The 17,550-nt window shown below is 55.0% G+C and carries 11 protein-coding genes and 1 other RNA gene; 1 reads left to right on the top strand and 11 read right to left on the bottom strand.

The features are described 5' to 3' along the window. Positions 1 to 10: 10 nt before the first annotated feature. From ffs to rluC, 4 genes are all read right to left on the bottom strand, one after another. Positions 11 to 107: signal recognition particle sRNA small type (gene ffs / locus DDY07_RS22105), an RNA gene on the bottom strand. Positions 108 to 223: 116 nt separating this feature from the next. Next, positions 224 to 1,207, bottom strand: coding sequence for a signal peptide peptidase SppA (sppA, locus tag DDY07_RS22100; protein WP_171697468.1), 984 nt, complete (start codon positions 1,205 to 1,207; stop codon positions 224 to 226). A gap of 7 nt (positions 1,208 to 1,214) precedes the next feature. After that, positions 1,215 to 1,862, bottom strand: a complete 648-nt coding sequence (locus DDY07_RS22095) for an HAD-IIIA family hydrolase (protein WP_171697467.1) — start codon at positions 1,860 to 1,862, stop codon at positions 1,215 to 1,217. Further along, entirely contained in the window at positions 1,846 to 2,805 is a 960-nt protein-coding gene (gene rluC / locus DDY07_RS22090; protein ID WP_171697466.1) for a 23S rRNA pseudouridine(955/2504/2580) synthase RluC, read from the bottom strand. The genes DDY07_RS22095 and rluC overlap by 17 nt, the downstream gene beginning before the upstream one ends. A 418-nt stretch (positions 2,806 to 3,223) precedes the next feature. On the opposite strand from rluC, the gene DDY07_RS22085 reads away from it, so the two are divergent. After that, a complete protein-coding gene (locus DDY07_RS22085) occupies positions 3,224 to 5,458 on the top strand; it encodes an Rne/Rng family ribonuclease (protein ID WP_171697465.1) in 2,235 nt (744 codons plus the stop codon). Positions 5,459 to 5,523: 65 nt separating this feature from the next. Here the strand turns inward: DDY07_RS22085 and DDY07_RS22080 are convergent, their stop codons facing one another. The 7 genes from DDY07_RS22080 to DDY07_RS22050 form a co-directional block, all read right to left on the bottom strand. Beyond that, positions 5,524 to 6,408 carry a carbon-nitrogen hydrolase gene (locus DDY07_RS22080; protein WP_171697464.1) on the bottom strand — a complete coding sequence of 295 codons (885 nt, stop codon included), beginning with the start codon at positions 6,406 to 6,408 and terminating at the stop codon, positions 5,524 to 5,526. A gap of 15 nt (positions 6,409 to 6,423) precedes the next feature. Beyond that, positions 6,424 to 7,455, bottom strand: a complete 1,032-nt coding sequence (locus tag DDY07_RS22075; protein ID WP_171697463.1) for an agmatine/peptidylarginine deiminase — start codon at positions 7,453 to 7,455, stop codon at positions 6,424 to 6,426. An 871-nt stretch (positions 7,456 to 8,326) separates the two neighbouring features. Then, positions 8,327 to 9,112 carry a hypothetical protein gene (locus DDY07_RS22070; protein WP_171697462.1) on the bottom strand — a complete coding sequence of 262 codons (786 nt, stop codon included), beginning with the start codon at positions 9,110 to 9,112 and terminating at the stop codon, positions 8,327 to 8,329. A 72-nt stretch (positions 9,113 to 9,184) separates the two neighbouring features. Then, positions 9,185 to 10,150: a tetratricopeptide repeat protein gene (locus DDY07_RS22065; protein ID WP_171697461.1), complete on the bottom strand. Its 966-nt coding sequence runs from the start codon at positions 10,148 to 10,150 to the stop codon at positions 9,185 to 9,187. After that, positions 10,150 to 13,971: a DUF4157 domain-containing protein gene (locus tag DDY07_RS22060; RefSeq protein WP_171697460.1), complete on the bottom strand. Its 3,822-nt coding sequence runs from the start codon at positions 13,969 to 13,971 to the stop codon at positions 10,150 to 10,152. The genes DDY07_RS22065 and DDY07_RS22060 overlap by 1 nt, the downstream gene beginning before the upstream one ends. 3 nt (positions 13,972 to 13,974) lie before the next feature. Then, entirely contained in the window at positions 13,975 to 15,954 is a 1,980-nt protein-coding gene (locus DDY07_RS22055) for an ATP-binding protein (protein WP_171697459.1), read from the bottom strand. After that, entirely contained in the window at positions 15,947 to 17,545 is a 1,599-nt protein-coding gene (locus tag DDY07_RS22050) for a hypothetical protein (protein ID WP_171697458.1), read from the bottom strand. The genes DDY07_RS22055 and DDY07_RS22050 overlap by 8 nt, the downstream gene beginning before the upstream one ends. Positions 17,546 to 17,550 lie beyond the last annotated feature (5 nt).

Below are 17,550 nucleotides of genomic sequence, written 5' to 3'. Positions count from 1 at the left end.
TGGGCGGCTACTGCGCCAGCCACATCCCGGCACACGAGTCCGCTGCTACCGTTGCTTCCTTCCGGACCTGGCGGGGTTTACAGCGTATCGTTGCGAGAGGACCGACACAGTAACCATAAAACATCAGCGAGACGCTGAGGAGTGGCGCATTATCCATAAAAGCTGATCGATAAGCAACTGTCTTGCCAAAAATTAAGTAAATAAATGGATAACACGCGCCGGACTACTGCATCGTCGGCACAGGCAAACGGCTGGCGATAGCATGACCAAATGAAGCGCCGAACTTGCCGGCCAAGCGGTCGATCAGGCGCTCTTGCGGCGTAAAGTTTACTTTCTCCTCGGTGCCGAAGTGGTCGCGGGCCACGCTATCGACGCTACCGAAATCATCCGCCAATCCCAGCCTGACGCCTTCCGCGCCGGTCCAAATCAGCCCGGAGAACATCTCGGGCGCTTCGGTTTCCTTCAAACGCTTGCCGCGTCCTTCCCGCACCGCACCTATAAATTGTTGGTGTACTTGGTCGAGCAATGACTGCATATGCTTACTTTCTTGCTGATTGACCGGCGAGAACGGATCGAGCATGGCTTTATGCGCGCCGGCGGTTAACAAACGCCGCTCCACGCCCAGTTTGTCCAATACATTAGTAAAGCCAAAGCCGTTCATGATGACGCCAATAGAGCCGATGATGCTGGCCTGATTGACGAATATTTTGTCGGTAGCCGAGGCCACATAATAACCGCCGGATGCGCACATATCGCCCACCACCGAATAAATCGGCAATTGAGGATGCTTGGCTTTCAAGCGCCTGATTTCATCGTAAATGTAAGCGGATTGCACCGGACTGCCGCCGGGTGAGTTGATATTGAGGATGATACCCTTGACATTTTTGTCCTTGGCCGCATCACGTAAGCCCTCGATCACCACATCCGCACTGGCGGCCTCACCTTCGACAATCTGCCCGAGCACATCAACGATAGCCACATGCTCGGAGGTGCCGGACTCGATATCCTCCTTGAATTTCGGATAAATCGCTATACCCAGCACAACGGCCAAATAAGCAAACGTCAGCAACTTGAAAAATATTCCCCAACGGCGCGCCGCTTTCTGCTCGTCGATCGCGGCAAACGCCAATTTCTCCAGTACCGATTTTTCCCAACCGGGACTGTTTTCAGCAATATCTCCGGGAACATCTTGTTTATTCTCCACCATTTGTCTCCTATATGATACCGATTAAGTCGGTGGGGTAGTTCACACACAACAAGGGATTGTATTTTTGCAAGGTTGCCGCGGAATGCGCCCCGCAAGTGACACCGACTGACGCGACCTGGGCATTTAGAGCCATTTGCAAATCATGCACCGAATCGCCGACCATCAAGGTGCGCTGTTTATCCACACCCAGTTCAGCCATGATTTCATCCAGCATCAGCGGATTGGGCTTGGAAGCCGTTTGGTCCGCACAGCGCGTAGTACAAAACAAATCCGCCGCACCGGTCGCATTCATTGCTGCATGCAAACCCGCGCTTTTCTTGCCGGTCGCCACAGCCAGACGATACCCTTGGTCACGAAACTGCTTCAACATTTCACGCACACCGGGAAACAAGTCGTCAGGACCGATTTGCTTGCTAAAAAAGGTTTCCGCGTAATCGGTAGCGATCTTTTGCCGGATCTCGGGCTCTTCAGTCGGAAACAGTTGCTTCATCGCATTTTCGATGCTCAAGCCGACGATGTCTCGGACCGCCTGCGCTTCCGGCACGGCACATTCACAACTCCTCGCCGCTTGTTGGATGCAATGCACGATCCAGTCCACCGAATCCATTAAAGTACCGTCCCAATCAAAAATGATTAAATCAAAGCGGTTTTTCATGATTCAGCAATTCTTGTAAATCCTCGGGTAATGGTGCGGTAAAGTGCAGCAAGTCGCCACTGACCGGATGCGCAAACTGCAATTGTTCGGCGTGTAAAAACAGACGCTTGTATCCACGCTTTTTAAAGGCTTTATTCTTATCGTCATCGCCATAACGATCATCGGCCACAATCGGATGCCCCAGCCAAGCAGCATGCACCCTAATCTGATGAGTGCGGCCCGTTTTAGGCGCGGCATGTACTAAGGTGACATCCTGAAACTGCTTCAGCCGCGTAAACAAGGTCTCGGCGGATTTACCGGCCTGGCTGACCACCACCATGCGCTCGCCGCCCTGGGCGACGTTTTTTAACAGGGGCACCTCGACTAATTGCTTCTTGCGTCGGAACTGCCCAACCAATAAAGCCAAATAGGTCTTCTGGATACCATCGCCGCGAAAAAGTTCATGCAATAGCTTCAATACTGAACGCTTCTTGGCAATCAACAAGCAACCGGAGGTTTCCTTATCCAGCCTATGCACCAATTCCAAAAACTTCTGTTGCGGCCGAACCTGTCTTAGCCCCTCGATCACGCCGGAACTGACGCCGCTACCGCCATGCACGGCAAAGCCGGCCGGCTTGTTCAGCACGATAAAGCCGTCGTCTTCGTAAAGAATGTGGTTTTCCAGGCTGAACTTCAAGGTGGGTTGGACGATGATTTCGTCTTTTTTTTCCGCGACTCTGACCGGCGGAATTCGCACAATATCGCCCAACTGCAACTTGTAACTAACGTCGATCCGGCCTTTATTGACCCGCACTTCGCCCTTTCTGACCATGCGATAGATGCGGGTTTTGGGGACGCCTTTGAGATAAGTGATCAGAAAATTATCGAGCCTTTGTTCGCTGTTTGCCTCGGTAATCTCCAGCCATTGGACTTGCGGATTGGTCTGATTTTCTGCGGTATTCATGCGGCAAATAATAACAACATATCCGCCAGCCATGTTTAAAATTGCTGCTGTCAATAAACATTGCTATATTAGGCTAGTTTATCTTTGGATAGACTTTAGCTATAAAAATTTAAAGACCGGGGTTTCAGCGTTGTGTCTTCGCGCTGACCTAAAAGAATTTTTTCGGGTTTTATCGCTCAACCCATGATGAGCGAGCTGCATCCTTAGAATAGAGTTCGGTATAACAGACCTCCCACTTTTCAAGCGCCACCCTCGGCAATGCCGATAACCCGCTGCGACAATTACTACAACTAATTGCAGTTTTCCGTCAGTCTGGCCGCTCACTTAAGTACATATGGGGAAACACGCCGCCTTTATCCGCGACAACCAAACCTGTTTAAGCTCTAAGTAGGATACAAATTACAATAAGGATAATTTAATGAAAAGAATGCTTATCAACGCCACGCAGCCCGAAGAGCTGCGAGTGGCATTGGTAGATGGTCAGAAACTCTATGATTTCGACATCGAAGTTCCTTCAAAAGAACAAAAAAAATCCAACATTTATAAAGGTATCATCACTCGGGTAGAACCCAGCCTAGAAGCCGCCTTCGTTAATTACGGCGCCGAAAAACACGGCTTCCTACCGTTTAAGGAAATCGCCCCCGAATATCGGACCGGCGACAGCGAAGAGGGTAAATCCTCCAAATCCAATATTCGCGAAGGCCAGGAAATCGTCGTTCAGATTGAAAAAGAAGAACGCGGCAACAAAGGCGCGGCGCTAACGACTTACATCAGTTTGGCCGGCACCTATTTGGTACTGATGCCGAACAACCCCAAAGCGGGCGGCATTTCCCGCCGCATCGAAGGCGACAACCGCAGCGAACTGCGCGAAACCATGGCCGCGCTGGAAATCCCGGACAGCATGGGCTTGATCATCCGTACCGCCGGCTCTGACAAAAACGTCGAAGAACTGCAGTGGGACTTAAACTACCTGCTGCAACTGTGGGAAGCCATCGACCGCTCCAGCACCGAGCAAACCGCGCCCTTCCTGATTTTCCAGGAAAGCAACGTCATCATCCGCGCCCTGCGCGATCACTTGCGCGGCGACATCGACGAAATCCTGATCGACCAGGAAGGCGCCTTCAAACTGGTGCACAATTTCCTGAAACAGGTGATGCCGCATAATCTGCATAAGGCCAAACTGTATCAGGACAGCGTGCCGCTGTTCAGCCGTTACCAGATCGAAACCCAGATCGAAATGGCCTATCGCCGCGAAGTGTCTCTGCCTTCCGGCGGTTCGATAGTCATCGATCACACCGAAGCCTTAACTTCTGTGGATATCAACTCGGCGCGCGCCACCAAGGGCAGCGACATCGAGGAAACCGCGCTGAACACCAATCTGGAAGCGGCCGACGAAATCGCCCGCCAATTGCGCTTGCGCGACTTGGGTGGTCTATTCGTCATCGACTTCATCGACATGATGTCGAACAAAAACCAGCGCGAAGTGGAAAACCGCCTGCGCGACGCCTTGAAAATCGACCGCGCCCGTATCCAGACCGGCCGCATCTCCCGCTTCGGTTTGATGGAGATGTCCAGACAGCGTCTGCGTCCCTCGTTGGGCGACTCGACGCAACTGACCTGCCCCCGCTGCAAGGGTCAAGGCACGATCCGCAATGTCGAATCGGTAACGCTGGCCGTATTGCGTTTGATCGAGGAAGAAGCGATGAAAAAAGGCACCGAGCGCGTCATCGCCCATTTGCCTATCGATTGCGCCACCTTCCTGCTCAACGAAAAACGCGCGGCGATTCAGGAAATCGAAACCAGACTGCAAGTCGGCATCATCGTGCTACCAAGCAAACACCTGGAAACCCCGTCTTACGATATCGAACGCATCAAATCCGCAGGCGAAAGCAGCGAAGAAAAAGCCAGCCATTTGCATATCAAGGAAGAAGACATCACGGTACCGGAATTTGCCAAGCAGGCCGGCCCTAAAGCCGAAAAAGCCGCGATTAAGGAGTTTTTACCGGACTCCCCCGCCCCCGTACAAAACAAAAAGACCTCTGCCGGTCTAATTCAACGTTTCTGGCAGCGTCTGATCGGGAATAGCAAAGCCGCCGAAAACGGCGAAGCCTCTGAAAAAAGCAACGAAGACAAACCCAGATCCGGCAGAAACAATCGCCGGGACCGTGGTGATCGCGGCGACAGAGGAGAGAGGGGCGAGCGCTCAGCATCAGGCCGTAACAACAACCGCCGTAACAACAATCGCCGTCCGCCCAACAACCCGGCAAATACCGAAGCTACGGGCAGCGTCCCAGTCGAGCCAAAGCAAGCCGTGGTGATTGACCAGGAAAATACCGACGACGCGACTACAACCGCAAAAAGAGAAAACGGCAACGGTGGCCAAGAACGCAGCCGCCGCAGCCGCAGCCGCAGACGTGGCCCGCGCAACGGTGGCGAGAGACGCCCCGAGCAAAGCGCCGGTGGCGAAGCGGGCGAAAATAGCTCAATAGGCAATCAAGGCGGCGAACGTCCAGCCCCAGCTCCAAGCTATTCCGAAAGCGGCGAAGCCAGCAGCCAGCCGCGCTCTTATGACAGAGAGTTCGCCGAGCGCAGCAACAATCGCCACAGCGAAACACCTCAAGAACCTGTCAGCCGCAGCGCCAGCGAAGACTGATAAAAAAGCCGGACAACAGTTCTAGCTGTTGTCCGGCTTTCTCAAAGCGCTGACATCATCAGCGTTTAATCGATAAACCGTCTCTTCAAATCCGCATACTCATCTATCCGGCGATCTCGCAGAAACGGCCAGATGCGTCTGACGTCCTCGCTGCGCTGCGCATCAAGCTCGGCGAATAACAACACATCTTGGCTTTCGTCGGCACTGGTTAAAATCTCACCTTGCGGGCCGGCGATAAAGCTATTCCCCCAGAACCGAATGCCCGGCGCCTGATCCGGCGCCGCTTCGAAACCGATACGATTGCAGGAAATCACCGGAATGCCGTTCGCCACCGCATGCGCCCGCTGCACGGTAATCCAGGCATCACATTGGCGTTGTTTTTCGGCCGCATCGTCCTCGGGATTCCAACCTATAGCGGTGGGATAAATCAACAAATCAGCACCGGCCAACGCCATGAGCCGCGCCGCTTCCGGATACCATTGATCCCAGCAGATCAACACCCCCAACTTGCCTATCGACGTTTCTATTGGCGTAAAACCCAAGTCGCCAGGCGTGAAATAAAACTTCTCGTAAAAACCCGGATCGTCAGGGATATGCATTTTCCGGAAGGTGCCGGCGATGCTGCCGTCCTTGTCAAATACCACCGCCGTGTTGTGGTACAAACCCGGCGCACGTTTCTCGAAAATGGTCGAAACGATCACCACCTTATTGGCCTTCGCCACTTCAGCCAGCGTTTCGCAAGTTGGGCCGGGAATCGGCTGCGCCAAATCAAAACACCCGGTGTCTTCGCTTTGGCAAAAATAATGGTCCAGATGCAGTTCCGGCAGAACCACTAAGTCGGCATTTTGTTGGGCGGCTGTTTCGATTTGACTAATCGAATAAGCCAGATTGGTTTCCCGGCCGCGATTGCAGGGCTGCTGCACGGCGCAGGCGATAATCGATTTTTTCATGAGTCGGACAGATGCTTAGAAATTCAATTTAACGAACGCCGGCACCTGCATGCTGGCGCAATGCAAACTACCGTATTGATGCACCAGCGACCGGCATGGCGTGGCGATGATTTCGTGATTGGGGAAGCAGCCTTTCAAGCGTTCCAGCGCCACCGCATCCATAGCATCCTCATAAACCGGCACCAATACTGCGCCGTTGATAATCAGGAAATTCGAGTAATTGGCCGGCAACTGCTGGCCTTGTTCATCGAAAATCGGTTTTGGTAATGGCAGCGCCACCAACCGATAGGCATCGCCACCTTCTGTCTTAAAGGTTTTGAGTTGCGCTTCCATATTTTTCAGGCTTTCGAAATGCGGATCTTCACTGTCGTCGCAACTGGTATAAGCAATAGTGTTGGCATCGCAAAACCGCGCCAGCGTGTCAATGTGCGCATCAGTGTCGTCGCCGGCCAGATTGCTTTGCTCGACCCACAAAATCCGCTTCGCGCCCAAATAATTTTGCAGTTGACCGGCTATCGCCGCTTCCGACAAATCCGGATTACGGTTGGGGTTGAGCAAACAATTTTTGGTCGTCATCAAGGTGCCTTGGCCGTCCGACTCCACGCTGCCGCCTTCCAAGACCAAGTCCAAGGTCGCGGTGGGATGGCCTTTAAAAATCGGATGCGCAAACAGCGCCAGATTCAAGGCATCGTCGGCCGCATGCGGATATTTCTTACCCCAGCCATTGAATCGAAAGTTAAGCAACTGCACGCTGGCTTTGGGATGCTGCCACTCCATCGTCAAAAACACCGTATCCCGCAGCCAAATATCATTGTAATCGGCCTGCACCATATGAATTTTATCGTTGTGACCCAGTTGCGTCTGAATATGCTGCTGATGCTCGCCGTCCTTGCAAATAATCACCAAGGGCTGAAACCGGCTGATGGTAGTGGCGACAAAATGATAGGTGTCTTCGACGGCGGACAGATTGGTAAAGTCGCCGCTGTGGTGCGGCCAAGCGATGATCACGGCTGATTGTGTTTCCCATTCTGCTGGAAAGCGAATCATGAGTACTCCCTGGATAATGTGGCTTTGAGAAATAATGCCTTATTGTATCAATGCTGACCGGTTAGGCCTATTCCACGGAATTTTAAATGTAATCGGTGCATGTTTGGATACGGAGGCAAGGTTCCAGAGGTTTGCCGCTAACGCCGAGAAGCAGGAAGAGAGAAATAACCGGAGTTGGATGATGATGAGCCCGCCGGCGGGGGATTCCACAGCCTAAACTGTAGTCTCCAACCCGCCAGCCTACCGCCGATGCCGTTGACGAGGTCAGACTCGAGGTCTGTAGTCAGTCAGAAATCCCGAAATTTACCGTGAGGCCGCACTAACCAAGACATCTGCCATCATTTCAGCCAATTATGAACAAAATACGAAACCACGATTGCTCGAGGGATTCGACGCCACTATGTACCAATTTGAATCTTTCCGTACCCGCTCTTTACGTGGTAATTGCCCCTAACGTTCAATCCTCAGACAGGACACGCGTTGCCGCTCATTTGTTCCACTCGTCATCGACCGCTTGCGCAGTGTTAACACCGCAGTAGCGCTCTGTGTTTCATTCTGGCCTTACGGCCGATTTTTTCAAGTGGGAATATTGATTTTGCGGGGGGTTATTGACGCAATTTAAATAATTTAGATATTAATCGCCTTGCCCGACATTTAAAGGCAACGGCTTTAATTATGCATTTGCGCGAACCCACAATGCGTCGCTGGTGGGTTTTCAGAAGCAGGCGGGGTTGGATAATGAAACCCAGCTTCGAAGCTCCTAAGTTTTTTTAATCATAAGAGCAGTTTGAATATAAATAAACTCGGTTTTCAAATCAACTGCTGGGTTTCGCGTAGTTCTATCCAGCCTACGGTCCTACCTACCGCGCTATCACCCCGTTTCCGAGGTTTTCAGCGATTGTAAGTACGCCAGATTTTTTACGAGCCGATCACTACTATAATTTAGATTAAGCTGTTGATTAGCATCATGAAAACTCAAGGCGAATAAACGTATAACGAACATCCCCGTTTCAATAGTAAATTTTGTCGTGGACATCGAAAAGTCATTCCAAATATGAAGATGCGTTATTTTTAACACGCATGCCCCGTCTTCACGATCTTCGCATTCCATGTTCGCGTAGAGAGCATTCTGATTTGGATGCGCACCTAAATCAATTGCAGTTTGGTGAAGATATTTTGCCCAGTCTTCCAAGTCCCCACTTATTCTTTCACCAAGCAATCTCGCTAACGAAGAAAACTTAAATTCCGCGTTCCAGTCCCTCAACGCCTTCCACTGGTCTGGCTCGGGTTTGTTATGCCAGTTCTGACTCGCTGTAGGATTATTTGCCAGATACCATCCGTAAAGTGCTGATTCGACAGCGGAACGCCCAGTAGGATATGCCGCTATGCAATGCCCTGCCGCAGTAGATCGGACAGAAGCAAGGTATTGGCTCTGAGCGCACACGAATAATAGGAGAGCCGGATCATTGGCTTTGGGCAAACGGTCCATAGCATAGCTAGAACAGCTATCGAGAATAGTTGCAACCTCACACAGCATACCCTGCCACTCTGGAGCATGAACAAACGTGGCAAATTCATTTTCCATGGCTGTGGACTGGAACTGAGATAAAAGATCACTCCCCCATCCCTTGGGAGGGTTAAAAGATTTATGGCTCATAAATTTAGTATCTCTACCTAAAAACTCAGGTCAAATAATAAGCCTAAACCCTAGTATTTGCGCAAATCAAACTCAACTCACCAACAACATCTTCCGCGCCTTAACCCCATAAGCATCATTCGGTAAATCGGCCAGTTGCCGCAGCAATTGCGCGCCGGATTCCTGCTCGCCGCTTTGTTGTAAGGCTAAACCCAAATAAAACTGATATTTGCTGGACGCGCGCACATGCTCATTTATCGACTCCAGATGCTCCATCGCCGCCGCCGTATGCTGGCCGGATAACAAAACCACCACCAAATCCAGGCGCGAGTCGTCATCGTCCGGGTTATGCGCCAGCAGATGCTCGAACTGGGCGATGGCGACATCGCGGTTACCCAGACTCAGATTCACCAAGGCCAGATGCCGCAAGGCGTTACTATCGTCCGGATTCAGCGCCAGTGCGGTTTCCAGCGCTTCGCGGGCGCTGCCCAGATCGTTACGCAGGAAACAGGTAATACCCAGTTGCGCCCAGGCTTCCTGATGTTTGCTGTCTAATGCCAAAGCTTGTTGATAGTGCTGCAAGGCTTCCGGCAGCCGTTGCTGAGCGGCCACGGCGATGCCCAGACGAGTATGCAACTGCGGCGCTTTGGGTTGCAGTTTCAAGGCCCGAATCGCCGCATACTCACCGCCTTGAAAGTCGCCCAACAACACTTTTATTCGAGCCAGATTGTCCCAGGCCGTGACGCTATCCGGATCGCAAGCGGTAGCCTGCTCCAGATGCGCCAGGCCCTGACTGGCCTGACCGATATTCACCAGCACCTGTCCGATATTGCAATGCGCCATCGCCATATTCGGCTTCAAACGTAGCGCGGTACGCAAATGCACCAAGGCCTCCGCCCACTCTTGCCGCTGCGCCAGCACAAAGCCCAGATTGTTATGCGCGCTGGCATTGTCAGCGTCCAATTCCAGCGCCGCCCGATACAAACGCGCCGCTTCGGCCAGGTTACCGGCCTGATGGGCGATTACTCCTTCTCGGAGCAGATCGTTAAGCGCATTCATCAGGCTATCCTGGCAATCAAACCACTCAAAATGTCACCCGGCGAAATGTCCGGCACCTCAAACTGCACGTCATCCAGCGATACATCGAAGGGTTGTCCTTCGTGATAATGCACCGGCAGGCTGATACCAAACTTGTAATCCGAACCAAATTGATACGAAGCCAGTTGCCAACGCTGATCGTACACGCTGAAGCCCAATGCAGTCACGGCTACGTAACCGGAAATATCGAAGGTAAAGCTGGGTTGAGCGGATACCGATAACTTGGCGGTCAAATCCAGACCGGTGGCCGGCGTCCAATCCACATGCACGCCCGCCTCCGCCGCACCCTCAATACCCAGTTTGCCGCCTATCTCCAGGCCGCCGGTGGCGCTGGCGCCGGTAATGCCCAGACCGATACCGGCCCGCACCGCCAAGCGCAAGCCGGCATCGGCCGGCACTTTAAGATGCGCGTCGCCGGTAATCTTGGTGTCTTGCTCGTGATCGGGATTGTAGGTCAAGCCGATTTTCAATTGATCCAGGCTGCCGGGGCCAATGCCCGCCGTCGCACTGAGATTGCCGCCCACTTCCGCGACGATGCCCGGCACAATCGGCACTTGCGTGGCGACGGCAAACAGCGATTTGTTGATCTCCTTGCGCGGAAAGATCTCCAACGAACTGGGTAAACCCAATTCGCCGGACACGGTGATCTCGCCTTTCTCGTCCAATGTCAATCCAACAGTCGCTTTCAACCACGGCGCGGCAGTGACATCGACCGTGCCGCTGCCCCACACATTGATCGGTTCGGCCTCGCCGCCACCGTCGCCGACCACGGCTTTGGCATTCAAATCGATATTACCGGCCAGCATGCTGCGTTTGTAATTGGCCGTGAGTTTGCCATTCAATAAGCCATCTTTATAATCCAGTTTGATTTTGGCGCTGGCGTCCAATCCGCTCAAATCGGGCTCAAGCTCGCCGCCGCCGCCCAATGACCAGACATCGCCCTTTCGATCAGCTGCAATATTCAGCTTGCCGGCCTTGATGCGCGGGATGGTGTCGGATAGCGTCGCCTCGCCGCCCAAGCTGATATTGCCGGTATCATCGGCATGCGCGGATAGTTTGGCGCCTTTAAAGCCGGGCACGGAAACTTCGGCATCGCCGGCAAAATCGATGGCTTTTTTAGCATCGTCGTAAGCCAGGGTAAAACTGGCTTTTTTGATGCCTTTCAGTGCCCCCGGTTTCAGGCCGAGCGTACCGGAGGCTTTGATGCCTTTAGCACTGTCATAGTCGATGCGCCCCGCACCGGTGAAGAGCTGTTTATCAAATTCCAGCTGGCCGGCCATCGCAAAGCCGCCGGCCGTGGCGCTGCCTTCCAAGGAACCTTTCGCCAGTTCGCCGATATGAAACTCCACCAAGCCGGCGGCGGCAATCGGCGTGGCCGCGCCAGCACTCAGCGTCAGCGAACTGCTATCCAGCTGGATAGGCCCTTTCATATCGAATTCATCGGTAGAAAAGGTTTTCGAGAACACCAAATCGCCGCCAACCAACGCCACGTCTACAGTCGTGCCAGCCAACAGCGGGATGCCGTCTATCGTCAGCACGCCGCCGCCGACGATATTGGCGCTGGCATCCATATCGGCATTGTTCAGCGCAATCGGACTCAAAGTCTTGGCTTTAAAAGCGTTGCGATAAGCATCCGCTACCTGGCCGGGCGGAATATGACACAGCGTCGGCGCGCCGCTGCTGACAAAATTTAGTGTAGTGTTCTGCGCATCGACTTTTTTGGTTTTGGGCATGGTCAGCGTCACCGTACCGCTGCCGGCAGTGCGGTTGAAGGTTCCGCCAACCACCGACATGCCGCCCCAACTACCGGCGTCGAAGGTTTCGCTACCGGGGTCGCCCTTCAAGGCGCTAACAAACATCACCCCGGCACCGGGACGTGGCAGCAGCCGCAATTTATCGTTGGCAAACAGATCGGGCGCATTGGATTTGGTGGCTTTTTCCAGAGGCTTCATGTGCTCCATCTTCGTGACGCGGTCAGCCTGCCAACAGATGCCCGGATTGCCGCCAACGGTCCCCTCGAACTTCACTTCGTCGAAAATCAGCTTATCCTGATAGCTGGTTTTGATCGCGTCCAGTGCAGCCGACGCCGGATCTTTGGCGGCAGTAGCCGGTGCTGCGCCGCCTACCGCGGCAGGGGCCGGAGTAGTCGCCGCGGCATTCGCAGCCGGTGCCGGTGCAGCGCCAGGGGCTGCTTTGCCGCGCCCCGGCAACGGTTTGGAGAGATTTTCCGGTAAGTCGCCACCACCTTCCACTTCGGGCGGAATGGCCGCGCGTATCGCTTTATCGATGGCGTTTTTAATCTTGCTACCCGAACTGCGATTGGCGCTGGCATCCAGTAACTGGAAGTTTTCCAGCTTGTCCGCATCACCGCCCAATTGCAGTTCCAGAATATGATCGACATCGAACAGATGCGGCGCCCCCTGACTATTCCACCACGGCAGAATGGCCTGCTCGCGAATATCGCTTTCGGAGCCGATCAGATAGCCTTGACCGCCGCCACCGGCTTTCAGCTTCAAGGCATATTGCGTGCTGGCACCGCTGGTATCCGGCAAGGTGTTGTCGCTGCCGAGATAGGGTTTTAAATCCCAGCTGCCGGACGACGGTTTGATCTGCTTTTTCCAGTCGTCGATCTGGTTGGTACGCTCGTCGGCTTGTGGCAGTTTCCAATTGGTCAGTCCGCCGTATTTAGCGCTGAATTTTTCCTGCATGCCCGGTTTTTGTGGCAAAGTCAGCAGGGGCACATGCAATTCCCCACCCTTCAGCGTACCTTTACCGGCACTTTTGGCTCCGCCCGCCGCGGGGGCGGCAGCAGGAGCCGCCGGCGGTGCGCGCATCACGCGCTGCACCCCGCCGCTTTGTTGCACCACATGGCTCAACTCGTGCGCCAACAGTTCGCGCCCGGCGTCGGCTTCCGGCGCAAACTCGCCGGGCGCGAAGTACACATCGTTACCAACGGTAAAGGCGCGGGCATTGAGTTGCTTGCACAAATCCGCCGCTTCGGCATCGTTATGAATGGTCACCCCGGCAAAATCCGCACCAAGCTGTTGCTCCATCTCGCGCCGGATATTTTCCGGCAACGGCGCCCCCTTACCCCGGCTTTCCTCGATTCGCGCCTCCACCGACTGCTCGACCGTATTTGCCGACGCGGCTGATTCAGTATCTTCAGGCTGCTCTGCTTGTTCGGCGGCAGCCCTGTGCAGGCGGGTTTGGGCGACCGTTTGCTCCTCATCCGCCAGCTTGGATTTGCGTAACAAACGCGCAGCAGTCGTTTGTTGTTCGTCTGTTTTTTCGGGTCCTGCGGCCTTACGAAATAGCCGCGCGGCCTTGGGGGTTTCTTCTTCCTTGGCTTTACGGCTCAGCCGCATGAGTTGATCCTCTTTTTTATCCTCGGTTTCCACAGAACGCTTAGCAACCGGGTTTTTGTTTTCGTCATCCGGCTTTTTCGCCCGGAGCACCGGTTTTTGCTCTTCTTCCGGTTTTGCGGCGTTTGCCGCCGCCCGGTTCAACCGCCGCAACAAGCGCTGAGCACTCGGCACCGGCTTGCTGGAAATCATCTCCTTGTCTTCCTTCACCCCCGGCTGTTCGTCAGTTTTTTTGGCGCGGCTGACTTCCTGCGCTACTTGGTCGGCTTCCTTTTCTTCGGGGTCATGCGGCTGGCTGACGGCCATCTTGCGTTGCAGATACGCCGGTTTGCGCTGCTTTTTCTCTTCATTGGGTTTGGGCGGCGCGCTGGTTTTGCGCAGCGGCGATTTTTTACGGAGTTTGGACGCCAAAGTTGCCATAAGCTAACTCCTTAACTGTTTTAACTGCGCCGGCGGATTGCGGCCCAGTTTTTGATATTCGCGCTGCAAAGCCGACAACAAGGGCTCAATGCCGATAGGCTGATCCGCCGGACTGCAACCGGCGGCGGTCAACACCACATTCCTGATCTGGCCGCCGCTGATGTCGCAATAGCTAGCCAGCGTTTTGCATAAATCGTCGCTCGGGCTGCGTTGACCAAAATGGCTGCGCCATAAATCCAGGCGCTCCTGAAACCCCGGCATGGGAAAATCCACAATCGCATCCAGCCGGCGAGTAAAGGCGTTGTCGATGCGCTCCCGGCTGTTGGTGGTCAGAATCGTGATGCCGGGGTGGTTTTCGATGCGGGTTAATAAAAAGTTGGTGAGCATATTGGCGTAACGCTCGCCGCTTTGCTGGGCGTCGGTGCGACGGCCGAATAACGAATCAGCTTCGTCGAACAACAATATCGCGTCGGCGGCGGCGGCCAAATCCAGCAAACTCCCCAAGTTTTTTTCCGACTCGCCGACGTATTTGTTCATGATCGCCGCCAGATCGACCCGGTACAAGGGCGCGCCGAGCGCGGTGGCAACATAACTGGCGGCCAGAGTTTTGCCGGTGCCGCTGTCGCCAACGAATAAGGCCCGCAGGCCGGCATTGCGCGAGGCTTGCAAGGTTACACCCAAGGCTTCCCACAACGATTCGCGGCTATGCGCGCGGGCGATAAAGTCGTGCAGGTATTGCTCCACCAGCGGCGGAAATACCACCGCTTCGCGTTCGACGCGCCGCCGCACCGGCTCGGCCAACAGCCGCAAGCGTTCCGCGCCCAAATCGCGGCGGGCTTGGGCAATGTGTTCGGCATTCAAGGCGCTGCGGCTTTGTTCCGCGCGCAACACCGCATTGCGCGCCACTTTCTGAATAACCGGCCCGCTCAGCAAGGCGCTGGCGGCACGGCGAGCCAATTCCGCATCGGCGAGATAACGCGCCCAAAGCTGGCGGCGTTCGGCTTCGTCAGGTACGCCCATTTCCAGTTCCAGCAAATCCTGACCGGACACCGCATCTGTCATCCCCAGCACAATCACATGAGCGATATTGGGCTGGATTGCCGGCAACTGCCAGCTTTCACCGGCGGCGACATTAGCAGTGATTACCGGTAGCCAGCCCGCTAATTGACAAGCCAAGGGCAAAGCCGGCTGCTGTTGCCAAAGCTCGCTAGGCACCTGGATGGCAGTCAATCCCAACAATTCGGCCAGTTCGGCGGCCAAGGCCCGCCGACCGCAACCGCTGTTGCCGCGTATTGCCAAGCCGCGCACTTCGCCTTTCGCCAATAATGTTGCCAGATGCGGCAATTGTTTGCGGACGCGCAGCGGCAACAACTCGCGATCAGTCAGCGAAATCACTCGGCATCCCGGCCAAATCGCCGGCCGGCCGCACAATACCGACCACAAGGCGGGCTCGATGCGCAATTGCCTGAGCGACAACGGCCCGCTTCCCTCCAGTAATAACACCTGTTGCTGCACCAACGGCGTAGCGTGCAAATCCAGCGCATCCAGCGTGCCGGCGCCGAATAGTTCGTCCAACATCGTTAGCGCCAGATGCACCGCCAAGCGGTTGCCGGGATTGGGCGCTTGCAACTCGCTGAGCGTCAAGGTCACTAGATAATCGGTCTCGGCGCTGCCGACCACGGCCAGCAAAAAGGCTTGCGGCAGGTCGATATGTTGTTCGCGCACCCACTGACCAAATGGGCCAGGCAAGTTAAAAAACTGCATCGCCGCTGCATCGCGCATTTGAGCCCAATTCGGCAGCACTTCCACGTTTAACTGCCGGGCGGCTTGTTGCCGCAATTGCTCGGACAGTTCGGTGTCGCCCGGCATCATCCGTTCCCAGAATTCTGCCAAACCGACCCGCACCAAGGCCGCCAACGGTTGCTGCCGGTTAGGTGCTTGCAGATTCAGCGATTCGGCAAAGGGCTGCGGCGGCTTAGTCATAATGAAAACTCACGACACGGCCCAGCCACGGCAGCCAGCCCGGATTGATGTCCAACCCGGCTAGGCGCACGGGCAATCTGATCGCAGACATCGGCGCGTACAAATCGATATGGCTGGGGCTGTAGTGAATTTGCCCGGTGAGCGCCAACAACTCAGGCTTCCAAACCCCGGTCTTGCCGTACCAACGCTGCGCCAGACTCAAAACCTGCTCGCGAACCGGCAATGGCGGCAGTCGGCCCAGTTCGCCGCTATCGTCCAGGCCCAATTGCCGCGCGATGAAATCGACCAGCGCATCGTCCTCGTACAATTGCAATTCTTGCCCAAGCCGATACAACCAGGCCCAGCCACTGGGCAATGTTTCGGCATGTTCCAGCATCAAGCCGCGCATTTCTGGCCGGTTGAGCATATTCAATAAATATAGCAAGCCGCCTTGCCGGGTATGAAATCCCGCAAACTCCAGGCCTGCGCTGGCCGGTTCTGGAGAAGAGCCCTGGGCAAGCGCCTTGGCAGGACGAGAATAGTCGGCCAATGCTAGGTTTGCAGCCATCGGCGTTTGCCGGACATCTTTGCCATCATGCTCGGCAAGGGGCTTGTGCGGTAATAGCGCCGGTATCTGCCGCTCGGTGTCGGCATCCAGTTTCGGATTGGCCTCGCCGTCTGTTTGCGCTCGGGCTTGATGGGCTTGGCTAATCGGCTGCGTTTGCAAAGGGGGTTTTGCTTGCCGGGGCTGGATCGTTTCATTCGCGCTTACGTGCTTGGGCTCACCACTCGTCTGCGCTTTTTTGACGTTCAGCATAGCCGCAAAACGGGCGGATAGAATAGCCAGCAGCCTAGCCGGCTGTTGTTGCAACAGCAGCGGTGCCAAGTCTTGGCCGATCAGCACTAAAGCCAATTGATAGCGGCCGTCGGCAACATCCAGTTCTTGCAATAGCGGTCGCCAAAGCGCCAGCAATCCGGGCCTAGGCGTCAGTTGCTCAGCCCAAGTCTGCTGACTGGCGGCTAAAGGGGTTTGCCGGTCTGCGTGATCGATTTCAGAACCATGCAGTTCGGCGATTTCCAAAACAGACGGCAAGCGAAAACCACTCATTCCGGCCAGTTCAACCGCCAATTGCCGGCCATCGCTGTCTGTCAGACTCAAGCAGACGGCGGCTAATTTTTCTCGTTGCGCCAATCGGGCACAAACCGCCGGCAGTAAAGTCAGATGTTCGGACACTATGCCGGATATGGCCCGCGACACCGGCAAATCAAACCAATGCGCCCAGCGTCGCCAATACCAATATAAGCCGGCGCGGCCGCGCAGCAGATCGGTCAGCAAAGCCGCCAACAGCTCGGCCAAGCTGGCAAAGCGCATCACCTGTTCGGGATTATTGCTTTGTGTTAAGTACTGCCGGGTTTGATCAAGCAAATGCCGAGGCAGTTGCCGCGCCGCACCGCTGACTTGCAGGCGGCGGATAAACACCCAGTTGTCCTGCCCGGCTTGCGGCCAATCCGCACTTTGCAAACTGTCGCGCACGCTTTCAGCCGCCCGTTGCTGCCCGGCCCGGACGGTCAGACGGTGTATCGCAACAGTATCGGCGGCCAGCTTGGTCACAACGG

Origin of the sequence: Methylomonas sp. ZR1 (assembly GCF_013141865.1) — a bacterium.
Lineage (GTDB): Bacteria > Pseudomonadota > Gammaproteobacteria > Methylococcales > Methylomonadaceae > Methylomonas.
Note: the sequence above shows the minus strand (reverse complement) of the source record. Positions and strands in the feature narration are given on the sequence as shown.